The organism is Phycisphaeraceae bacterium, from assembly GCA_019636555.1.
In the GTDB taxonomy this organism is placed as follows: domain Bacteria; phylum Planctomycetota; class Phycisphaerae; order Phycisphaerales; family UBA1924; genus JAFEBO01.
The window spans coordinates 3,501,018-3,517,493 of record JAHBXH010000001.1; the positions used below are offsets into that span (position 1 = coordinate 3,501,018).

The following is a 16,476-nucleotide window of genomic DNA, read 5'->3' on the forward strand; positions in this document are numbered from 1 at the left end:
TTCCTTACTTGGAAGGCTCGACGACCTGAATCAGCTCGATGATGAAGACAAGGTCGCTCTTTGGCGGAATAACAGGGGGCTTTCCGGTCTCACCGTATGCGAGCTGATAGGGGATGATCAGCCGCCGAATCCCCCCCGGTTTCATACCCGGAACGCCTTGCTGCCAACCCTTGATGAGTTTGTTGAGCGGAAACGTCGCGGGCTGCTTGCCGCGGGTGGTGTCGACCAACGTGCCGCCATCTTTCAAGGTGCCGTGGTAGTTGATCGTCACGATCGCGCCGGCCTTGACAGGTTCACCTTCGCCCAGCTTGAGCTCCTCGATGACAAGGCCATTGTCATTGGTCTTGGTCGAAATCTCGGTTGCGTTGTCGCAATTCAGAAAAGTGACTTGCGGCTTGGGCTCTGCCTTCGGTTCACCTTCAGCCTTGACCGTCGGCTTGGCGCTTGTCGGGGTCTCGGCAGCGGTTTTCGTTGACGCGGGCGCTTCAGGCGTTGCTCCGCTCATTGGCGCTTCGTTCGCGGCGACATCCTGCTGCGCCGGAGAAGGAGGTGGCGCTTCCGCCATCTGGCGATTCGCGGCTTCGCCGGCGGCGGTCTCCATTTTCGCTTCGTTCGAGCGTTCCTGTTGGGGCTGATTCGCCGCCGCCATCTGCTCCTGCACGTGCGAACCGTCACCCTCGGATGGGCGATTCTCAGGAGTGACCGCGCTGCCGTCGGACTTGCAACCCGCAAGACCGAAACCGGACACGGCGGCGAGAGAGATGGAGAGGAAAGTTGCCGCGCTATGTGCTCGCCGAGTTTGCATGAAAAGCTCCCGTGGAATCCCACGATGCTATCCGGTTCGCTGAAGCGAACCGAGAAGTCGTTGTCATGGTGAAGACGGAGCGTTTACTGCCCCTGACTCTCCGCCATTTGCTCCTGCACCGCCCATCCTTCGCCCTCGGACGGTCGATCGGTCGGCGTGACTTCGCTCTGCCCCGCGCCGCTGCAGCCGGCGAGTGAAATCAGACCGATCGCAACGGCGCCGCTGAGCATCATCAGGCGGACTACACCCCGGGAATCTTGACGCATCTGGGTATTCATAACTGTCTCCGGAAGACTCGCCGGATCCTACCAGTTTTTTCGGGCCCTTCCCGCTACAGGCGGTACAGGTTCCAAGGGCGGCAGCGCAAGCCCGAGTTTCCGGCAAAGTTGACCATGGCACGGTCCGAAGAAGGTGCGATACGGCGCCACCGGGTGCCGGAGGGGAGCCTCATGCATCGACTGGTCAACTTCGTTGCGGCGATCACGCTCTTGCTGGGCGTGATGGTCGTCGGTGGCTGGCAGTACGAGCGCGTGGTCTCGGGCGGGAAGGAGAGCACGCTCCGCGCGGCGGCGATCCAACTCAAGCGCGAGGTGGACCGTCGCGCCGCGATGGTCGAAACCGCAAAGAGTCCCGAAGGCTGGCCAAAGAAAATCGACCCGGAATGGTTCGGCGACGATCCGCCTCGCAACACGTGGATCGAAGGCACGCGACCGTGGATCGAGATCGCTTCGGCCGATCAGTTGTATCTGCAGGACCCGGTCGTTCGGGCGGTCGACTCGCGCGTGGGCGCGGACCTTGCGGAATTCTGGTACAACCCGGCGAACGGCAATGTCCGCGCGCGCGTGCCGGCGGGCGCGAGCGATCGAGAAACGCTCGCGCAGTACAACCGCGTCAACACAACATCACTCGACTCTCTCTTCGAGGCGCCGAAGTGGCGCAGTGCGCGCGCAAACGACAGGTGAGCGCTGTCGCGCGCTGCGCGCTATGTGGAAAACTTTCCGCCACTTGAGATTTTGACTTGCACTCTCAAGAGAAAGTTGTCACACTTCCGATAATTCAACGTGCGTCCGCTCGGACCTGTCGCGTATCCGAACGGTCAAGGCGCACGAACTCATGTTTGAGGAGACCTCTTTCATGGCCAAGAAGAAAGCAAAGAAGAAGGGCAAGAAGAAATCTAAGCGGCGCTAACGCGCTGTTGGGACCGAATCCTCCCAGGCGAGAGGAATTCGGGAGGCCCGCGGTGGTCCCTGCCAAATAGCCGCGGCGCACATCCCTCTCGCAATCCCCTATCTGCACTCGCGGATGGGTGGGCCGGCTAATCCGGCAAATCGTTCCGATCCGAATTCAAAATTTCGCGACCGTTTGCGGGGCCGCCGTGCGGCCCCGCTGGCGTTTTGGGCCTGATTTGCAGCCGGATTTGCAATTGTCATGACAGGAACCGATGATGCAATGGTGAACACAGAAATGATTGAAGCGAGTTCGCCCGATGATCCGGCGCGCTTCTTGCGTCGCCACTTTTCGGGCACGATTCTTTCTGATGAAGTGGTGCTTCGGAGAAATTTTGTCATCGATCCGCGCTCGGGCGAAATCGTCGCGTCGCTGCCGCCGAACGTCGAAGAAGCGCAGTCGGTCGTACTGCACGTGCCGGACGAGGCCGACGGAGCGCTGCAACTGCTCGTCGAGTGCCGCGCGCTCGACGCGGCTCGCGACGGCGCGTGCGATCGTCTGCTGATCTATCACGGGCGGTCGGAGGGCGCCAAATTCGTCGGGCTGACCCCGGTCGATGGCAAATTGAACAAAAAATCATTCCAAATCGAAAAAAAATTTGCATCAAACCCTCTCTGGGCGGACGAGCCCCGGATCTGTCGTGTTCTGAACTCGGACTCGGGCGCTTTGAGAACGCTCGTCAAGGATCTGAGCGGGCGTGAAGTCATCGAGCCGAAAGCGGTCGGGGTGGACGACATAGGTCTTGATGTGCGGACCCGCACCGGCTTGGTGCGGGTGGAGTTTGAACGCCGTCTCGCTTGCGAACGGGCCGCGGCAACAATCGAATCATGGCTGAGCCGGCACTGAATACCCCTCCGGGCGCGCTGCGCGAAGCCCATGCGCACATTCCGTGGCTCGGACGGGCCCTCGACATGCTCTCGCTGGAAGGATGCGCGAGTGCCGCGGAAGCGCTCGACCGGATCGGGCGAAGGGTTCATGCCCTTCCTTCCGGCGCGTGGCTGCAGGCACACTCCGCAAGAACCGCGGCATGGCAAGAGGGCGCTTGGTTCGAGAGGAACGCGCTGGATTGCATCACCGGCACGATCCCGACGCTCATCATGTCGTTCGATCACCACGCGGTCTTTGCGAACTCCGCGGCCCTCAAAAAAGCCGGGATTCACCGCGGGATCTCCGATCCCGCAGGGGGAATCATCGAACGAAACCGAGAAAGCGAACCGACCGGACTGCTTCTCGAGAGCGTGGCTTTCTCGACTTGGGCGCTGGCACCGGAGCCGCCGGAGTCTTCGCGGCCGGAGCTCATTGATCGCGCTCTCGATCACCTTGCCGCGCTCGGCTTCGTCGAAGTTCATGATTTGTTCAGCCCTGCATGGCTCGGGCCGACGATCGCGGCGCTGAATGCACGGCGCGACGGGGAGATGCGGGTGGGTTTGTATGTGCCGCTGGAGGAGGTAGAAAGCGCGGCACGCGGGCGCGCTTCGTGGGAGTCGGAGCGAGTACGGCTGCTGGGTGGAAAGATCTTCACCGATGGAACGCTCAATAGCAGAACCGCCTGGGTGCTCGAACCATTCTCGGATGCACCGTCCGAGCTTGCGCACGGCAAGCCGCTGATGGATGCGCGCGCGATCTCCGAATCGATCGCCCGATGCCGCGCTTCGGGTTTGGGGATCGCAATGCACGCCATCGGTGACGGTGCGGTTCGCGCCTGTTTGGATGGCATCCAGCGTTGGAAAGGTGATCAGCGCGAAAAAGACCATCCGGCGATCCGCGTGGAGCACTGCGAAATCGTCGATGAGCGCGACGTCCCGCGCTTCGCGGAACTCGGTGCGATCGCCAGCGTGCAACCTTGCCATTTGCTCGCGGACATTGAGGCGCTTCGCGCCGGTCTCGGCCACCGACTCGACCGAGTTATGCCTTGGCGCGAGCTCATCGATGCGGGACTGGAACCGGGTCGAACGCTTCTGTTTGGAAGCGATGTGCCCGTGGTGCGAGCGAACCCTCAAGACAGTGTCCGGGCCGCAACGGAGCGCCGAAGGAACACACTTGAGAGCGCGATCGCGCCCGAACAGGCGATTCCCGCAACGCTGGCATGGGAGTGCTTCCGTCCGACGACCGCAGGCGCAGCAATTAGATTGCCGTTCACCGTGGAATAAGAAAGGCCCTTGCAAATCCTTACACGATCCGAACATTCAAGGTCTTGTGGATTTTGCTTGCGTTCGGGCGAACCCAAGCGTTACTCTGTGGCCAAGAGACAAGAGGTTGGGTGGACTCGGGCGGCAGTTTTCCGCAGTTGCCGCCGATTGCCTGAGTTCAGTCAATCAGGGAGACGTACGCGCGGGCGTACGAAGGGAGGAACCACGTCATGTTGCGCGCATTGATCGGTGAGATTCGCCGATATTTGCTCAGAACATTCGGCGGACCCATGCCGCAAGCAGTCGCGCGCCCGGTGGGGTTTCGGCTTCGCAACCGCATATAAAGGGGCGCCAACGCGCCTCTGACCTGGCGTGGGCCGCAGTCATTGCGGCCCACGCTATTTTTGGCGACAATCGACCGAGCACATGGTGAGCCGGATTCGTACTTCATTCTGGATACAGTGCCGTGCCCTGAAGGACTCGATTCCGCACGGAGAGGCCTATGCGCCAGGAAATCCGCTACAACAACATCATCGATTCCGACGAAGCGCGTCAGGCCCAGGCATGGGCGGATAGAGCGCCCGAGCAACACCATCAGGACATCGACGCCGACAAGTTTTACATCACTCAGCACTACACGAAGTACACGCGCCAGGATCATGAGGTGTGGCGCGATCTCTTTGACCGGCGCTGGGATGTGCTCGAACGCCAAGTGAGCAACCAGTTCATCGACGGCATGAAGATCCTGCGGCTGACGCGCGATCGGCTCCCGCTGCTCGACGATCTTGTGCTGGACCGCGACATCGAGATCGCGGGAGGGGCGAAACTCCCGAAGGGCACGAAGCTGGACGGGATCAACAAATTTCTGCGGGCTCAATCGAACTGGGCGTCGTACGGCGTTCCGGGGTATCTGCCGGCAAAGGCCTTTTTCGCCTGCCTGGCGCAGCGGGAGTTTCCGACGACGGTGCTCATCCGCCCGCGCGAGGTGATGGATTACTTGCCGGAACCCGACATTTTCCATGATGTGTTCGGGCACGTCCCGCTGCATGCGCTGCGTGTTTTCGCGGACTTCCTTCAGACGTACGGAAAGGCGTCGCTGCTCTGCGAGGACGAAGAGCACATCAAACGCCTCGGCCGGCTCTTCTGGTTCACGGTTGAGTTTGGACTCATCAAGGAGGGCGGCCAGGTCAAGATCTATGGCAGCGGTCTGGTGAGCAGCCACGCAGAGAGCGAGTACGCGCTGAAGGGCGCGTGGGAAAAGAAGGGTCAGAGCGCGGCTGACTGCATCGAACGCCCCGTCGCCGAATGGCGGCCGTTCGACATGGAACGCGTGTGCAACACCGACTTCGAGATTGACCACTTCCAGCCGATCTATTACGTCCTCGAGAGCTTCGAGCAGCTTCGTGATTCGATGAACCGTTACGCGGAGCAGGTGCTGGGCGCACGCTGGAAGACTTCCGTAGCGACTGTTTCGGCTGGTCGTTGAATTCTCGCACTCGGTCACCCCGGGAGGCGGGAGGTATTCAACCCTCCTTGCGAGTGTAACTCGCAAAAGGCTCTAGCGCACAAGCGCTCGGCGTGATCGCTTTGATTTGGCCGCGCCGGATGCAAACGGACGTCGTTTCGTTCGTCCAACTTAAAAGTTTGACTCATCAAACTCATCTCCGTAGTATTTGACGTGCGCCGTCTCCCCCTCATGATTCCCGCCGGGCTATGCCTGGGTGTTTCGCCGCCTGCTTTCGGCCAGTACACGCTTTTCTCGCCGGTTCCTCGCGACCAGATGCGGCCGATGTCGACCGACCGACCGGATGTCACGGAGTCGCCGTACACGGTGGATGCCGGACATTTCCAGCTCGAAATGAGCTTCGCCGAGTGGACCCTGCGGAACGCCGACTCTTCTTCGCCCCGGGTGCGCGAATGGGGCGTTGCTCCTTTTCTCGCCAAAGCCGGACTGCTCGACAATGTGGATCTTCAGATCGGACTGGAGCCTTATGTGTGGATTCACACCGACGACCCCGCTGGCGGCACGATCGCGCAGGGATTTGGGGATACAACCGTCCGGCTGAAGGTCAATCTCTACGGGAATGACGACACTTCGGAACACGCGTTCGCGATCGCCGCGATGCCGGCGATCAAGATTCCAACAGCGCATCCCGGAATCGGAAACGACCAGTTCGCGTTCGCGATGATCATCCCAGCGGGATTGGGGCTCGGACACGGATGGGATCTGGGCGCGATGGCCGAGTTCGACCTTGTGCAAGCGGGCGGGACAGGTTTGTACAGCGTCGACTTTGTTCACACGGCCACGCTCGGAAAAGAATTCACCGAAGCCGTCGGTGCGTTTGTCGAATACGCGGGGGTCGCAAACTTCTCGCACGCTGAGCCTTACCGGGCTTCGCTCAATCTCGGCGCGTGGTGGCAAGTGACGCCCGACCTCAAGTACGACGGCGGAGTCCGGATCGGACTCACGGACGCCGCGAGCGCCGTCGAGATTTTCGCCGGGATGACCGTGCGGTATTGAGAAGAGACCATGACAAACACTCCGCCGAATCCATCCGACCCGACTCCAGCAACCCCTGCGATCGAGCCCGGCTGGCGAGCCCGAAGCTCAACTCCTTCGCTCGCGGAGGTGCACGCATCAGTCCCGGTCCCCACCACCGGTTCGTTCTGGAAGAAGCTTTTCGCGTTTACTGGGCCGGGGCTGATGGTCTCGGTCGGATACATGGACCCGGGCAACTGGGCGACGGACCTCGCGGGCGGCGCGCAGTTCGGATACACGCTGCTCACGGTCATTCTGATCTCGAACATCATGGCGATGGTGCTGCAGCACCTCGCGCTGAAGCTCGGCGTTGTGACCGGGCGCGATCTGGCCCAGGCCTGCCGCGATCACTACAGCAAGCCCGTTGGATTCGTTTTGTGGGTGTTGTGTGAAATCGCGATTGCCGCGTGCGATCTTGCGGAAGTGATCGGTTCCGCGATCGCGCTCAATCTGCTGTTCGGAATCCCGTTGTGGCTCGGCGTGTGCATCACCGCTGTCGATGTGCTTCTGATTCTCACGCTGCAGTATCGCGGTTTCCGCGCAATCGAGGCCGTGATCGCGGCACTCGTGCTCACCATCGGCCTGTGCTTTGCGTACGAGATGATCGCGTCGAGGCCGGATATTCTCGGCATCGCTTCGGGACTCTTGCCCCGCCCGGAGGTCGTGACCGACCCCGCCAAGCTCTACATCGCCATCGGCATTCTGGGTGCGACCGTCATGCCGCACAATCTTTACCTGCACAGCAGCATCGTGCAGACGCGCCGATACGAACGCACCGACGCGGGCAAGGCGATGGCGGTGAAATTCGCGACCATCGACTCGACCGCCGCGCTGTTCATCGCGTTCTTCATCAACGCCGCGATTCTCATTCTTGCCGCGGCAACGTTCCACAATTCCGGCCACCAGGATGTCGCGGGAATCGAGCAGGCGTTCGAACTTCTTACGCCCGTGCTCGGCGCGACTGCCGCGAGCACGGTCTTTGCGATCGCCCTTCTCGCCAGCGGCCAGAACAGCACGCTGACCGGCACGCTCGCCGGGCAGATCGTCATGGAAGGGTTTTTGAATATCCGGCTGAAGCCGTGGCTTCGACGCCTCATCACCCGCATGGTCGCGATCGTTCCGGCCGCGATCGTCGCGGTTCTGTACGGTTCCAAGGGCGTTAACGAGCTGCTCATCCTGAGCCAGGTCATTCTCTCGCTGCAGTTGTCGTTCGCGGTGATTCCGCTCGTGATGTTCACTTCCGACCGGACGAAGATGGGGCGCTTTGTCAACGGAACCTGGCTCAAGACTATTTCGTGGTCGATGGCAGTCGTGATCGTGGTTCTGAACGGGTATTTGCTTTATGAAACCGCAGTGGAATGGATCAAACCCGCGCCCGACACGAACGTGGCTACTCCACAATCCGATGGCGAGTGAAACCGTTGAAAACTACTTGAAAGCGCTGGACGCGCTCTGCCGCGAGTCGCCGACGGGCGAAGCGGGCATGAAACGTCTCGCCGCGGTGGTTGGCGTCACGACCGGAACCGCGACAAGCATGGCGAAGAAGCTGGCGGCGGCCAAGCTCGCGAAGTACGAGCGTTTCGGCGGGATTTCTCTGACGGCGAAAGGGCAGTCCGCGGCACGAGACATCCTGCGCCGCCATCGGCTGATCGAAACCTTTCTTGTCGAAACGCTCAAACTCGACTGGTCGGTTGTGCACGCCGAGGCCGAGCGCCTCGAGCACGCGATCTCCCCCACGGTTCTCGAAGCGCTCGACCGGCATCTGGGCCATCCGAGTGTCGATCCGCACGGCGATCCGATTCCGGATGGCAAGGGTGGCGTGCGCGAAGCGCGGGGGCAGTCGCTTTGCGGGTTTCCCAAAGGAGCGCGCGTTCGAGTGGCTCGCGTTGCCGATCAGGATCGTGAATTCCTCGAATTCATTGCGCGCCAGGGACTCAAGCCCGGCACGCTCGCCACCATCACGGAAATTGATGCACCTGCGCAGTCGATTCGCGTTACGCCCGAAGGCGGCCAGGCGATTTCGTTGGGATTCGCTGCAGCGGCCAAAATCATGGCCGAAATGCCCGTCTAAAGGCCTCGTCCAGCCACCGAACAAGAACCGAGCTCGCCCCGCTTGCCAGCGATTCTGCCGCTGCAATCGCCTATCCTTCTCCCCCTATGGGCAAGACCCGCGAAATCAAGAAACGCATCAGGGCCGTCGGCAATATTCGGCGCATCACAAAGACCATGCAGATGATCGCGACCGCCAAGTTCTCGGCGGCTCAGCAGCGATCGGTCTCGAGCCGCCCCTACACCGACGCTCTTTTCGAACTCGTGGCGAGCCTCGCCAAGAGCCTGACCGACGTGAAGCACCCATTGCTCACCGGCGGCACGGCGAAGACCGGAGCCAAGCCTCTCCTGCTCGTCCTCACCTCCGATCGCGGCCTGTGCGGACCGTACAACGGCAGCATCCTGCGCACCGGCATGCACTTTGTTCGGGAGAATCCGTCGCACCGAGCGGGATTCATCGAGCTCGTCGGCAAGAAGGGTGCAGGCTTCCTCAAGTACAACCAGATTCCGGTTTCGCAGCAGCACAACCAGTTCGGCGACAAGCCCAGCTACGAAAAGGTTGAGGAACTCGCGCAGAACTACATCGACCGGTTTTCGAACGGCGATATTTCGAGCGTTCACGTCATCTACATGAAGTTCATCTCTGCGGGCAAGCAGATCCCGACGGTCATGCAACTGCTGCCGTTCAAGGCCGATTCGCTCGAATCGAAGACCGAAAAACCGGAGTCCAAGAGCGGCATGAAGGTGCAGTACGAGTTCAGCCCGTCCGCCGAGGAGCTGCTCGGTGAACTGCTGCCTTCTGCGGTCAAGGCTGTTCTCTTCCAGGCGTTCAACGACGCGATCGTCAGCGAACAGGTCGCACGCATGGTCGCGATGAAGGCCGCAACCGACAACGCCGGCAAGATGGGCAAACGCCTCACCCGCGTCTACAACCGTGCCCGCCAGGCGCAGATCACGACCGAGCTCACCGAAATCGTCGCCGGTGCCGCGGCATTGGGCTGATCGGCGTTCTCGATTCGCCGACATGCGGAGCCAAAGCCGATGAGCCGCACGCGTGCGATCCTGTATCTCGCGCCGACATTTCTCGCCAATCGCGCCGGCAAACAGATCCGGGGCGTGCAGGTGATGGATTTCCAGATCCTCTCCGATCTCGTCTCGCTCGGTCATCAATTGTGCGTGCCGCTGGAACGGACCTGGAAATCGAAATTCGATGAGCAGCTGGGTGCGCAATCGCGTGCGCCCAATCTGGAAGTCGTTCTGGTTCCCGCGTTGCGCAAGCCGCTCTTGACGACCGTTGCCGCGGCGGTTGCGCTTCGCAATCGCACGTTCGATGTCGCGATTGTGGGCAACGTGGCCCGGGGAATTGTGCCCGGCGTGAACATGATGCTCAAGCGGGGCGTGTTCGCGCGGCTGGTGATCCAAGCGAACGCGGCGCCGAAAGCTTCGTTCCTGAAAACGCTCTCGCGCTGGCCCGCGCGCGTCGTCGCCGTCAGCCGCCACGTGGCCGATGCTTTTCCGTTGAAAACCGGGGGACAACCGGTGGACGTGTATTACGGGATCTCGAACCCCGACGCGTTCTTTCCTGCCCCCGAGGCGCGGCAGCAAAGGCCGGTGCGATTCTGCATGCTCGGCAAGCTGGATACGGCGCTGAAGGGCGTGGAGGGCGTGATACGCGCCTTCTCGGCGCTTCCCCAGGATTGCGCCGCGCGTTGCGAGCTGCACCTCGCGAGCTATCCGCGGATGCCCGACGAGCGCACACGGAGCGCGTGGGGCTCGCGGGTCATCCCTTATCCGTGGATGACGGCCGCCGAGATTCCGGGCTTTCTGCGGGCGATGGATGTGCTCATCATCGCCTCGGCTTCGGAAACCTACTCGCAGGCGTGCGTACAAGCAATGCTGACGGGGATGCCGGTCATCGGCCGCGATCTCCCGGCAATCCGCGAAAAACTGGGCACAGAGGCCGGCATTTGCTTCAAGAGCCAATCCGAACTGACGGACGCGATGCGCATGCTTGCGTGTGACCCGTTGCGGCGTGCGGCGATGGGGAGCAAAGGAAGGACGCACGCTCTCGAGCACTGCGTCTGGAAGACCTCAGAGTTCCTCGATCGATTTGTATTTCCGTCACAAGCGGGATCGGAAACGGCCGCTTCGAGCCGCGATGCCTGATCACTGTCGGATGACGCCTCGGTCATCGATGGCAATCTCTCCTCGCGCCCGCATCTGGCGGATAGCTTCGTATGCCGCGGCGCAGACCGCTGTCGCAAGGTTCAGCCCGCGCTCTCCGTCGACCATGGGAAAGCGCAGGCACTGTTCCGGAGAGGCTTGTCGCAGAATCGACTCGGGCAAGCCCGCTGTCTCTTTCCCAAAGACCAGCCAGTCACCCCTGTGAAAATCGGCGTCAAACACACTCCGCGCGGCGAACGCAGAGAAATACCAGATCCGATTGGAAGAAGCGCGACTTTGAAAGTCCGACCACGAATCGTGATGTTCGACAGAAAGCCGCGGCCAGTAGTCCAGCCCGGCGCGCCGGCAGGCTTTCTCGCTCGTGTCGAACCCGAGCGGGCGGATCAGGTGGAGCGAGCACCCAAGCACGATCGCCGTGCGACCGATGTTGCCGGTGTTGTTGGGAATCTCCGGCTCGTGCAGAACGAGATTCAGCAGAGGCGGCGTATTCACTTCTTGGGCGGCGTTTGCGCCGCAGAACCCACACTCTCGCCTTTGGCCGCCTTCAGGTAATCGGATTCGGCCTTGCGGCGAGCCTGCACGCCGGGATCGACTTCGAGCACGCGATCGAGAGCCCCTCGTGCTTCCGGAGAGCCGATGAAACCCCACCAACGCGTCATGCCGTCGGATGAAACAATGGCCACATAGGGGAGCGAAATCTCGCTCTGCGAGGTGACGGTCTTGAGAACACTTCCCGGAAGGTCGACGACCATCGCGTGGTCGTAGCGACGAGCCGATTGAAACTCCTGCATGCGCTGGAGAGCTGTTTCGGGGGTGAGGGACTTTCTCGCCCTTTCCTCGTCGGACATGTGGTCGTTGCGCTGGCCGAGCGAACTCATGTCGGTCAGCACACCAACCACGACAAGATCCCGCTGATATTGGCGCTGCATCAGATCGGCGAGCCGTTGCATCTGCTCGTAGGAGGCGGGAATCCCGGGATTCCAGAAGTAGAGCAACGCCGCTCGACCCGCGAGCGGCGGCTGCGCCGGCGACCACCCGGCGTTCGGCAGCGTGACCTTGTGCGATTCACCGCTCGAAGAACCGCGATCGTCGCTCGGAAGCTTTGGCCAGTTCGCGGCACTGTATTGGTCCGCGGTCGGGGCGGTGAAGGGCAACTCCGGGAGGTTGCGGAGCAGGTCGCTTTGGCTGTTGATCGAAGCGGTCCGAGTTTCCGCGATCTCTTTTGCGCGCCTCGACTCGGCCTCGCGCTGATTGATCGATGCCGCGTCCTCCCGCTTCTCGGAAAGCAAGAACGTCACAGCTTCGTCCACGGATTCGTTCGCGATATCCGCAAACCGAAGTTGCCCGGCGCGATCGATGAGATAGAAATTCGGGTCTTGCGCGCTCAGAAGAGCGCTGCGGAATTCGCCGTTGGCATCGTGAGCGATCAGCATGGTGGCCCCGGCGGGCGCCTCGGGCTTGGCGGCGTCTTTCCAACCATCCGGGTTGTGCGCCGCGATGACGACGAGCCCTTCTTTTCCGTATGCCTCCACCGCGCGGCGCGCGATCGTGAGCGCGCGAGCGGCCGGACGGTACCAGTCCGAATAGGTCACAATGAGTACGACCTTGCCATCGAGTGCCGCTTGCGTGGGCGCGGGGCCGTTCTTCCAGTCCGACAGCTTGTTGAAAAGTGTCCAATCGAACGGCGTTCGCTCCATCGCGGTGAGCTTTACGCGGCGCTCGCCGGCGCCCTTGCGATTCGGATCGAATGTTCCATCACCCGCCAGAGAAGGTGAGGCGATCCCGGTGAATAGGGCAACGACAAGCGCCGGCGTGAGAATCTTCGAATACCGCATCGCGAACTCCTGCGGAAGAATGGGGCGAGCGACAATCATACGGACGGGCAACGAACGGGTTCGAGCCGTAACCGGTGCCTCGGATTGAGCATTCGACCCCCGAAATACGCCTCTGTTTCAGGCTATTCGAGAACACCCGTCATATTGCCCGGAAGGTCCTTGTCGTCTATTCGCCGGATGCTCGCACCAAGCGACGCGAGGCGGTCTTCCATCTGTTCGTAGCCCCGGTCGAGGTGGTAGACACGGTTGATGATCGTCGTTCCTTCCGCGGCCATGCCGGCGAGCACGAGACCGGCGCTGGCCCGAAGATCGCTCGCCATCACAGGGGCGCCGACCAGCTTCCGCACGCCGCTGACAATCACGGTCGGTCCCTGGCGCATCAGGCGTGCACCCATGCGCGACAACTCGGCCACGTGGAGAAAGCGCTCAGGGAAAATGCGCTCGGTGATCACGCTGTTTCCGTCGGCGAGCGTGAGCGTCGCCATCATTTGCGCCTGGAGATCGGTCGGGAAGCCGGGGTGAGGCTGTGTTGTGAATTCCACCGGTCGGAGTGTTCGCGCGCTGGTGACACGAACGGTGGCGCGAAGCAGGTCGGTCCCGCTCACTGCGAGCTGGATTCCCATCGCGCCGAGCTTGTCCTTGACCACCAGCATGGCATCGATCGGACAGTTTTCGAGTGTGATATCGCCGTTGGTGATCGCCGCCGCCAGCATGAACGTTCCCGCTTCGATCCGGTCGGCCATGACGGTGTGATCCACGCCGGAGAGTTTCTCCACTCCTTCCACCACCAGCCGGGGTGACCCGTGTCCCTGGATGCGGGCACCCATCCGGATCAGCATGTTCGCGAGATCGACAATCTCGGGTTCGCACGCGGCCGACTCGATGACCGTCGTTCCCTTCGCCAACGTCGCGGCACAGAGGATGTTCGCGGTGCCAAGCACCGTCGAACCGAATTGGCCACCGAGGAAAATGGTCGCGCCTTTCAACCCGTTGCGCGGCGCCTTGGCGATGATGTCGCCGCCGTTGAGTGTGATCTCGGCGCCGAGAGCGGCAAGCCCGCGCAGATGAAGATCAACGGGACGATCGCCGATCGCGCACCCGCCGGGCATGGAGACTTTGGCGTAGCCCCGCCGGGCGACCAGAGGGCCCAGCGTGCTGATGCTCGCACGCATCGTGCGAACGATCTCGTATCGTGCGTGACATTTGGTCAAATCCTGCGAGTGCAGGGTCATCATTCCCGGCTTCTCGCCGGTCTGGACGCAGCCGAGTTCCGCGAGCAAGCTGCGCAGGCTGCGGATATCCGCAAGGTTCGGAACGTCCCTCAGCGTGACCGGCTCGTCGGTGAGCAGAGGCACGCACATCAGCGGCAGCGCGGCATTCTTGCTGCCATTGATCCGAAGCCTGCCCTCCAGGCGCCGACCGCCTTCGATCACGAACGTATCCATTCCCGTGCCTCCATGCCGCGACCGATCCGGCGCGCGAATCCTATATCGGTTCGGATAGACGCTGGACAGCAACAGCCCCGGAACGAGCACGCGGAGCAGGAAACTGACTTGGTCTGTGCCGAAGCGAGAGCGGTCTCAGGGCGTGGCGGGTTCGGCTCGAACCAATTCCGTATGAGAAGCCCCTTCAATTGGCTTTCCCGGAGAGGCCTGCACCAGCACGACGACGGAAGCGCGATCGACTTGCAAATCAGCCGGAATTGCGAAATCGATTTCGGGCTTGGTGTTCAATTCGGATTCGATAGTCTTCGAGACTCGAACGACGCTCTGGTGGCTGAGTTTCCGACCCGCATTCTCGCCCCGGCGAACGTCGCTGGAGAGACCCTTTTCAGTGACCGCGACCAAGACCGTCCACTTGCGAATCAACTTTTCGATCTTGTCGCTCTTTCCAAGCCGGACGACGACGTGAAGTTGCCGACCGGTTTCGCTGGTCTCTTTCCATTTCGCGGTGGCTGAAACGGGGATCGGCTTTGGACGGAGTAGTTCGGCCGCGATCTCTCGCTCGGCGCGAGCCCGATCAGAGCCGACAAAGCCCACCTTGCCTCCAACGACCAACTCGGGCGTGTAGAGGCTTTGATCGCCGAGAGAATCGCGATATTCCTGCTGACGCTGAGTGGCGCCGGGTGAACTCCAAGGATCTTTCCAACCGAGGTTGTTCCAGTAGTCCACGTGGAACGAGAGCGCGATCAGGTCGCCGGCCTTGGCGTGCTCATCGATCAACTCGGCGAGCAATTTGTCCGCGGGCGGGCAGGAGGAGCATCCTTCCGAGGTGAATAACTCGACGACCGCGGCGGGCTTCATTTCCGATGCTCGAGCCCCGGATTCCGGATCGGCAACCGCCAAATGAATCCCGAGCAACGACATGACGACTGCAATCATCGCGCACTCCCTTGAGAGTTCGATGCCGCGAAGAGCGGATTGGTTTGAACAAACGGCCGTTTTTTGACGCCTAGTGCAGCAGCATGGCGTCGCCGTAGGAGTAGAAGCGGTATTTCTGACGGATGGCTTCGGCGTACAAGTCTCGCAGGGTACGGAGAGGTGTTTGTGTCTCGGTCAGAAAGGCGCCGACCATCGCGAGCAGGGTGCTGCGCGGCAGATGGAAGTTGGTCAAAAGGCCGGAAACCCAATTCCACCTGTACCCGGGCGTGATGAGCAACGAGGTATCAAGAAAGTCGGGTAGGCGACCGATCGCCTGTTCTTCGCTCGCGCCCCCGGTGATCAACGCTTCGTAATTCGCGGCGAAGCTCTCGAGCGTGCGCGCGCTGGTGGTTCCGACCGCGATCACGCGGCGGTTCTCGCTCTTTGCTCGAACGATACGGCGCAATGCGTCTTTCGAAATGAAACATCGCTCCGAGTGCATCGGGTGTTGTTCGACGATCGATGCCTCGATCGGCCGGAACGTCCCGGTTCCGACGTGAAGTGTGACATCCACCCGTTCGACTCCGATTCGGCGCAGATCGGTCAGGAGTTGAGGAGTGAAATGAAGCCCCGCGGTCGGCGCGGCGACCGACCCGGGCGCATCGGCGTACACCGTCTGGTAGCGCTTCGCATCGTCGGCTTCCTCGCCGGGTCGGTGCAAGTGTTCGCGCGCCTTGATGATGTACGGCGGAAGAGGCGTGTGCCCCGCGCGTTCGAGCGCGTCGCCTCCGGACTTGTTCTCGACCGCAACCAGCCATGCGCCGGCCTCATCCGGAACCTTCTCAATCGCAATAAGTGTGACACCACAGGACGCACCGGCCGGATCTTCGAGCGAAAACCGCATGCCCGATCGAACCTTTTTGGCACGAAGCAGCACCGTCCAACGTTCGACATCCTCATCATTTGCGCGCGAAAGAAACAGGCCCTCGACTGCACCGCCGGTATCTTCTCGCTTGCCGAGCAGGCGCGCCGGCAGAACACGGGTGGTATTGAAGACCAACACATCTCCCGCCCGCAGCAAGCGCGGCAAATCTCGCACCGCCGCATGCTCCGCGAGCCGGCCACGGGCGCGCTCGACGACCATCAGGCGCGCGGAATCGCGGGGCGAAACAGGCTCCACGGCAATTCGCTCTTCAGGCAGGTCGTAGTCGAGTTCGCTCGTCTGAAGCACCGGCGATCTTTGGTCGCGTTGACCATGGTCACCATTCGACTTCAAATGTTGCCGAATCGAGACAGTCGTCACAAACGGAACAGCCCTTCGAAGGCGCCGGCATCGATCGCCCGGGTC

General features: G+C 61.6%; 16 protein-coding genes. 9 read left to right on the forward strand and 7 right to left on the reverse strand.

Features of this window, described 5'->3' with window-relative positions; genetic code table 11:
• Positions 1-4: 4 nt before the first annotated feature.
• On the reverse strand, positions 5-805 hold the full coding sequence (locus tag KF691_15060) for an FKBP-type peptidyl-prolyl cis-trans isomerase (GenBank protein MBX3390766.1): 801 nt from the start codon (positions 803-805) through the stop codon (positions 5-7).
• Between the two features lie 83 nt (positions 806-888).
• Positions 889-1,071, reverse strand: a complete 183-nt coding sequence (locus KF691_15065) for a hypothetical protein (GenBank protein MBX3390767.1) — start codon at positions 1,069-1,071, stop codon at positions 889-891.
• Between the two features lie 183 nt (positions 1,072-1,254).
• Between KF691_15065 and KF691_15070 the strand changes: the two genes are divergently transcribed.
• From KF691_15070 to KF691_15110, 9 genes are all read left to right on the forward strand, one after another.
• On the forward strand, positions 1,255-1,767 hold the full coding sequence (locus tag KF691_15070; GenBank protein MBX3390768.1) for a hypothetical protein: 513 nt from the start codon (positions 1,255-1,257) through the stop codon (positions 1,765-1,767).
• Positions 1,768-2,233: 466 nt separating this feature from the next.
• Complete coding sequence (locus KF691_15075; protein MBX3390769.1) at positions 2,234-2,878, forward strand: hypothetical protein; 645 nt, start codon at positions 2,234-2,236, stop codon at positions 2,876-2,878.
• Entirely contained in the window at positions 2,860-4,182 is a 1,323-nt protein-coding gene (locus KF691_15080; protein MBX3390770.1) for an amidohydrolase family protein, read from the forward strand. Before KF691_15075 ends, KF691_15080 begins: the two co-directional genes overlap by 19 nt.
• A gap of 481 nt (positions 4,183-4,663) precedes the next feature.
• Positions 4,664-5,647 (forward strand): hypothetical protein, encoded by a 984-nt coding sequence (locus KF691_15085; GenBank protein ID MBX3390771.1) that lies wholly within the window; start codon positions 4,664-4,666, stop codon positions 5,645-5,647.
• A gap of 192 nt (positions 5,648-5,839) precedes the next feature.
• On the forward strand, positions 5,840-6,682 hold the full coding sequence (locus tag KF691_15090; GenBank protein ID MBX3390772.1) for a transporter: 843 nt from the start codon (positions 5,840-5,842) through the stop codon (positions 6,680-6,682).
• Between the two features lie 9 nt (positions 6,683-6,691).
• Entirely contained in the window at positions 6,692-8,116 is a 1,425-nt protein-coding gene (locus KF691_15095) for an Nramp family divalent metal transporter (GenBank protein MBX3390773.1), read from the forward strand.
• Positions 8,106-8,771: a metal-dependent transcriptional regulator gene (locus tag KF691_15100; GenBank protein ID MBX3390774.1), complete on the forward strand. Its 666-nt coding sequence runs from the start codon at positions 8,106-8,108 to the stop codon at positions 8,769-8,771. Before KF691_15095 ends, KF691_15100 begins: the two co-directional genes overlap by 11 nt.
• A gap of 86 nt (positions 8,772-8,857) precedes the next feature.
• Positions 8,858-9,751, forward strand: coding sequence for an ATP synthase F1 subunit gamma (atpG, locus tag KF691_15105; GenBank protein MBX3390775.1), 894 nt, complete (start codon positions 8,858-8,860; stop codon positions 9,749-9,751).
• Positions 9,752-9,790: 39 nt separating this feature from the next.
• Positions 9,791-10,915 carry a glycosyltransferase family 4 protein gene (locus KF691_15110; protein MBX3390776.1) on the forward strand — a complete coding sequence of 375 codons (1,125 nt, stop codon included), beginning with the start codon at positions 9,791-9,793 and terminating at the stop codon, positions 10,913-10,915.
• Here the strand turns inward: KF691_15110 and KF691_15115 are convergent, their stop codons facing one another.
• The 5 genes from KF691_15115 to queA all read right to left on the reverse strand — a co-directional run bounded on the left by KF691_15115 (position 10,916) and on the right by queA (position 16,359).
• The gene (locus tag KF691_15115; GenBank protein MBX3390777.1) at positions 10,916-11,425 is read right to left on the reverse strand and encodes a tRNA (cytidine(34)-2'-O)-methyltransferase; all 510 of its coding nucleotides are present in this window, start codon (positions 11,423-11,425) and stop codon (positions 10,916-10,918) included.
• A complete protein-coding gene (locus KF691_15120) occupies positions 11,422-12,768 on the reverse strand; it encodes a hypothetical protein (GenBank protein MBX3390778.1) in 1,347 nt (448 codons plus the stop codon). Before KF691_15120 ends, KF691_15115 begins: the two co-directional genes overlap by 4 nt.
• 122 nt (positions 12,769-12,890) lie before the next feature.
• Positions 12,891-14,213: a UDP-N-acetylglucosamine 1-carboxyvinyltransferase gene (gene murA / locus KF691_15125; protein MBX3390779.1), complete on the reverse strand. Its 1,323-nt coding sequence runs from the start codon at positions 14,211-14,213 to the stop codon at positions 12,891-12,893.
• A gap of 135 nt (positions 14,214-14,348) precedes the next feature.
• A complete protein-coding gene (locus tag KF691_15130) occupies positions 14,349-15,149 on the reverse strand; it encodes a DUF1223 domain-containing protein (protein ID MBX3390780.1) in 801 nt (266 codons plus the stop codon).
• Positions 15,150-15,219: 70 nt separating this feature from the next.
• Complete coding sequence (gene queA, locus KF691_15135; GenBank protein ID MBX3390781.1) at positions 15,220-16,359, reverse strand: tRNA preQ1(34) S-adenosylmethionine ribosyltransferase-isomerase QueA; 1,140 nt, start codon at positions 16,357-16,359, stop codon at positions 15,220-15,222.
• Positions 16,360-16,476: the final 117 nt, after the last annotated feature.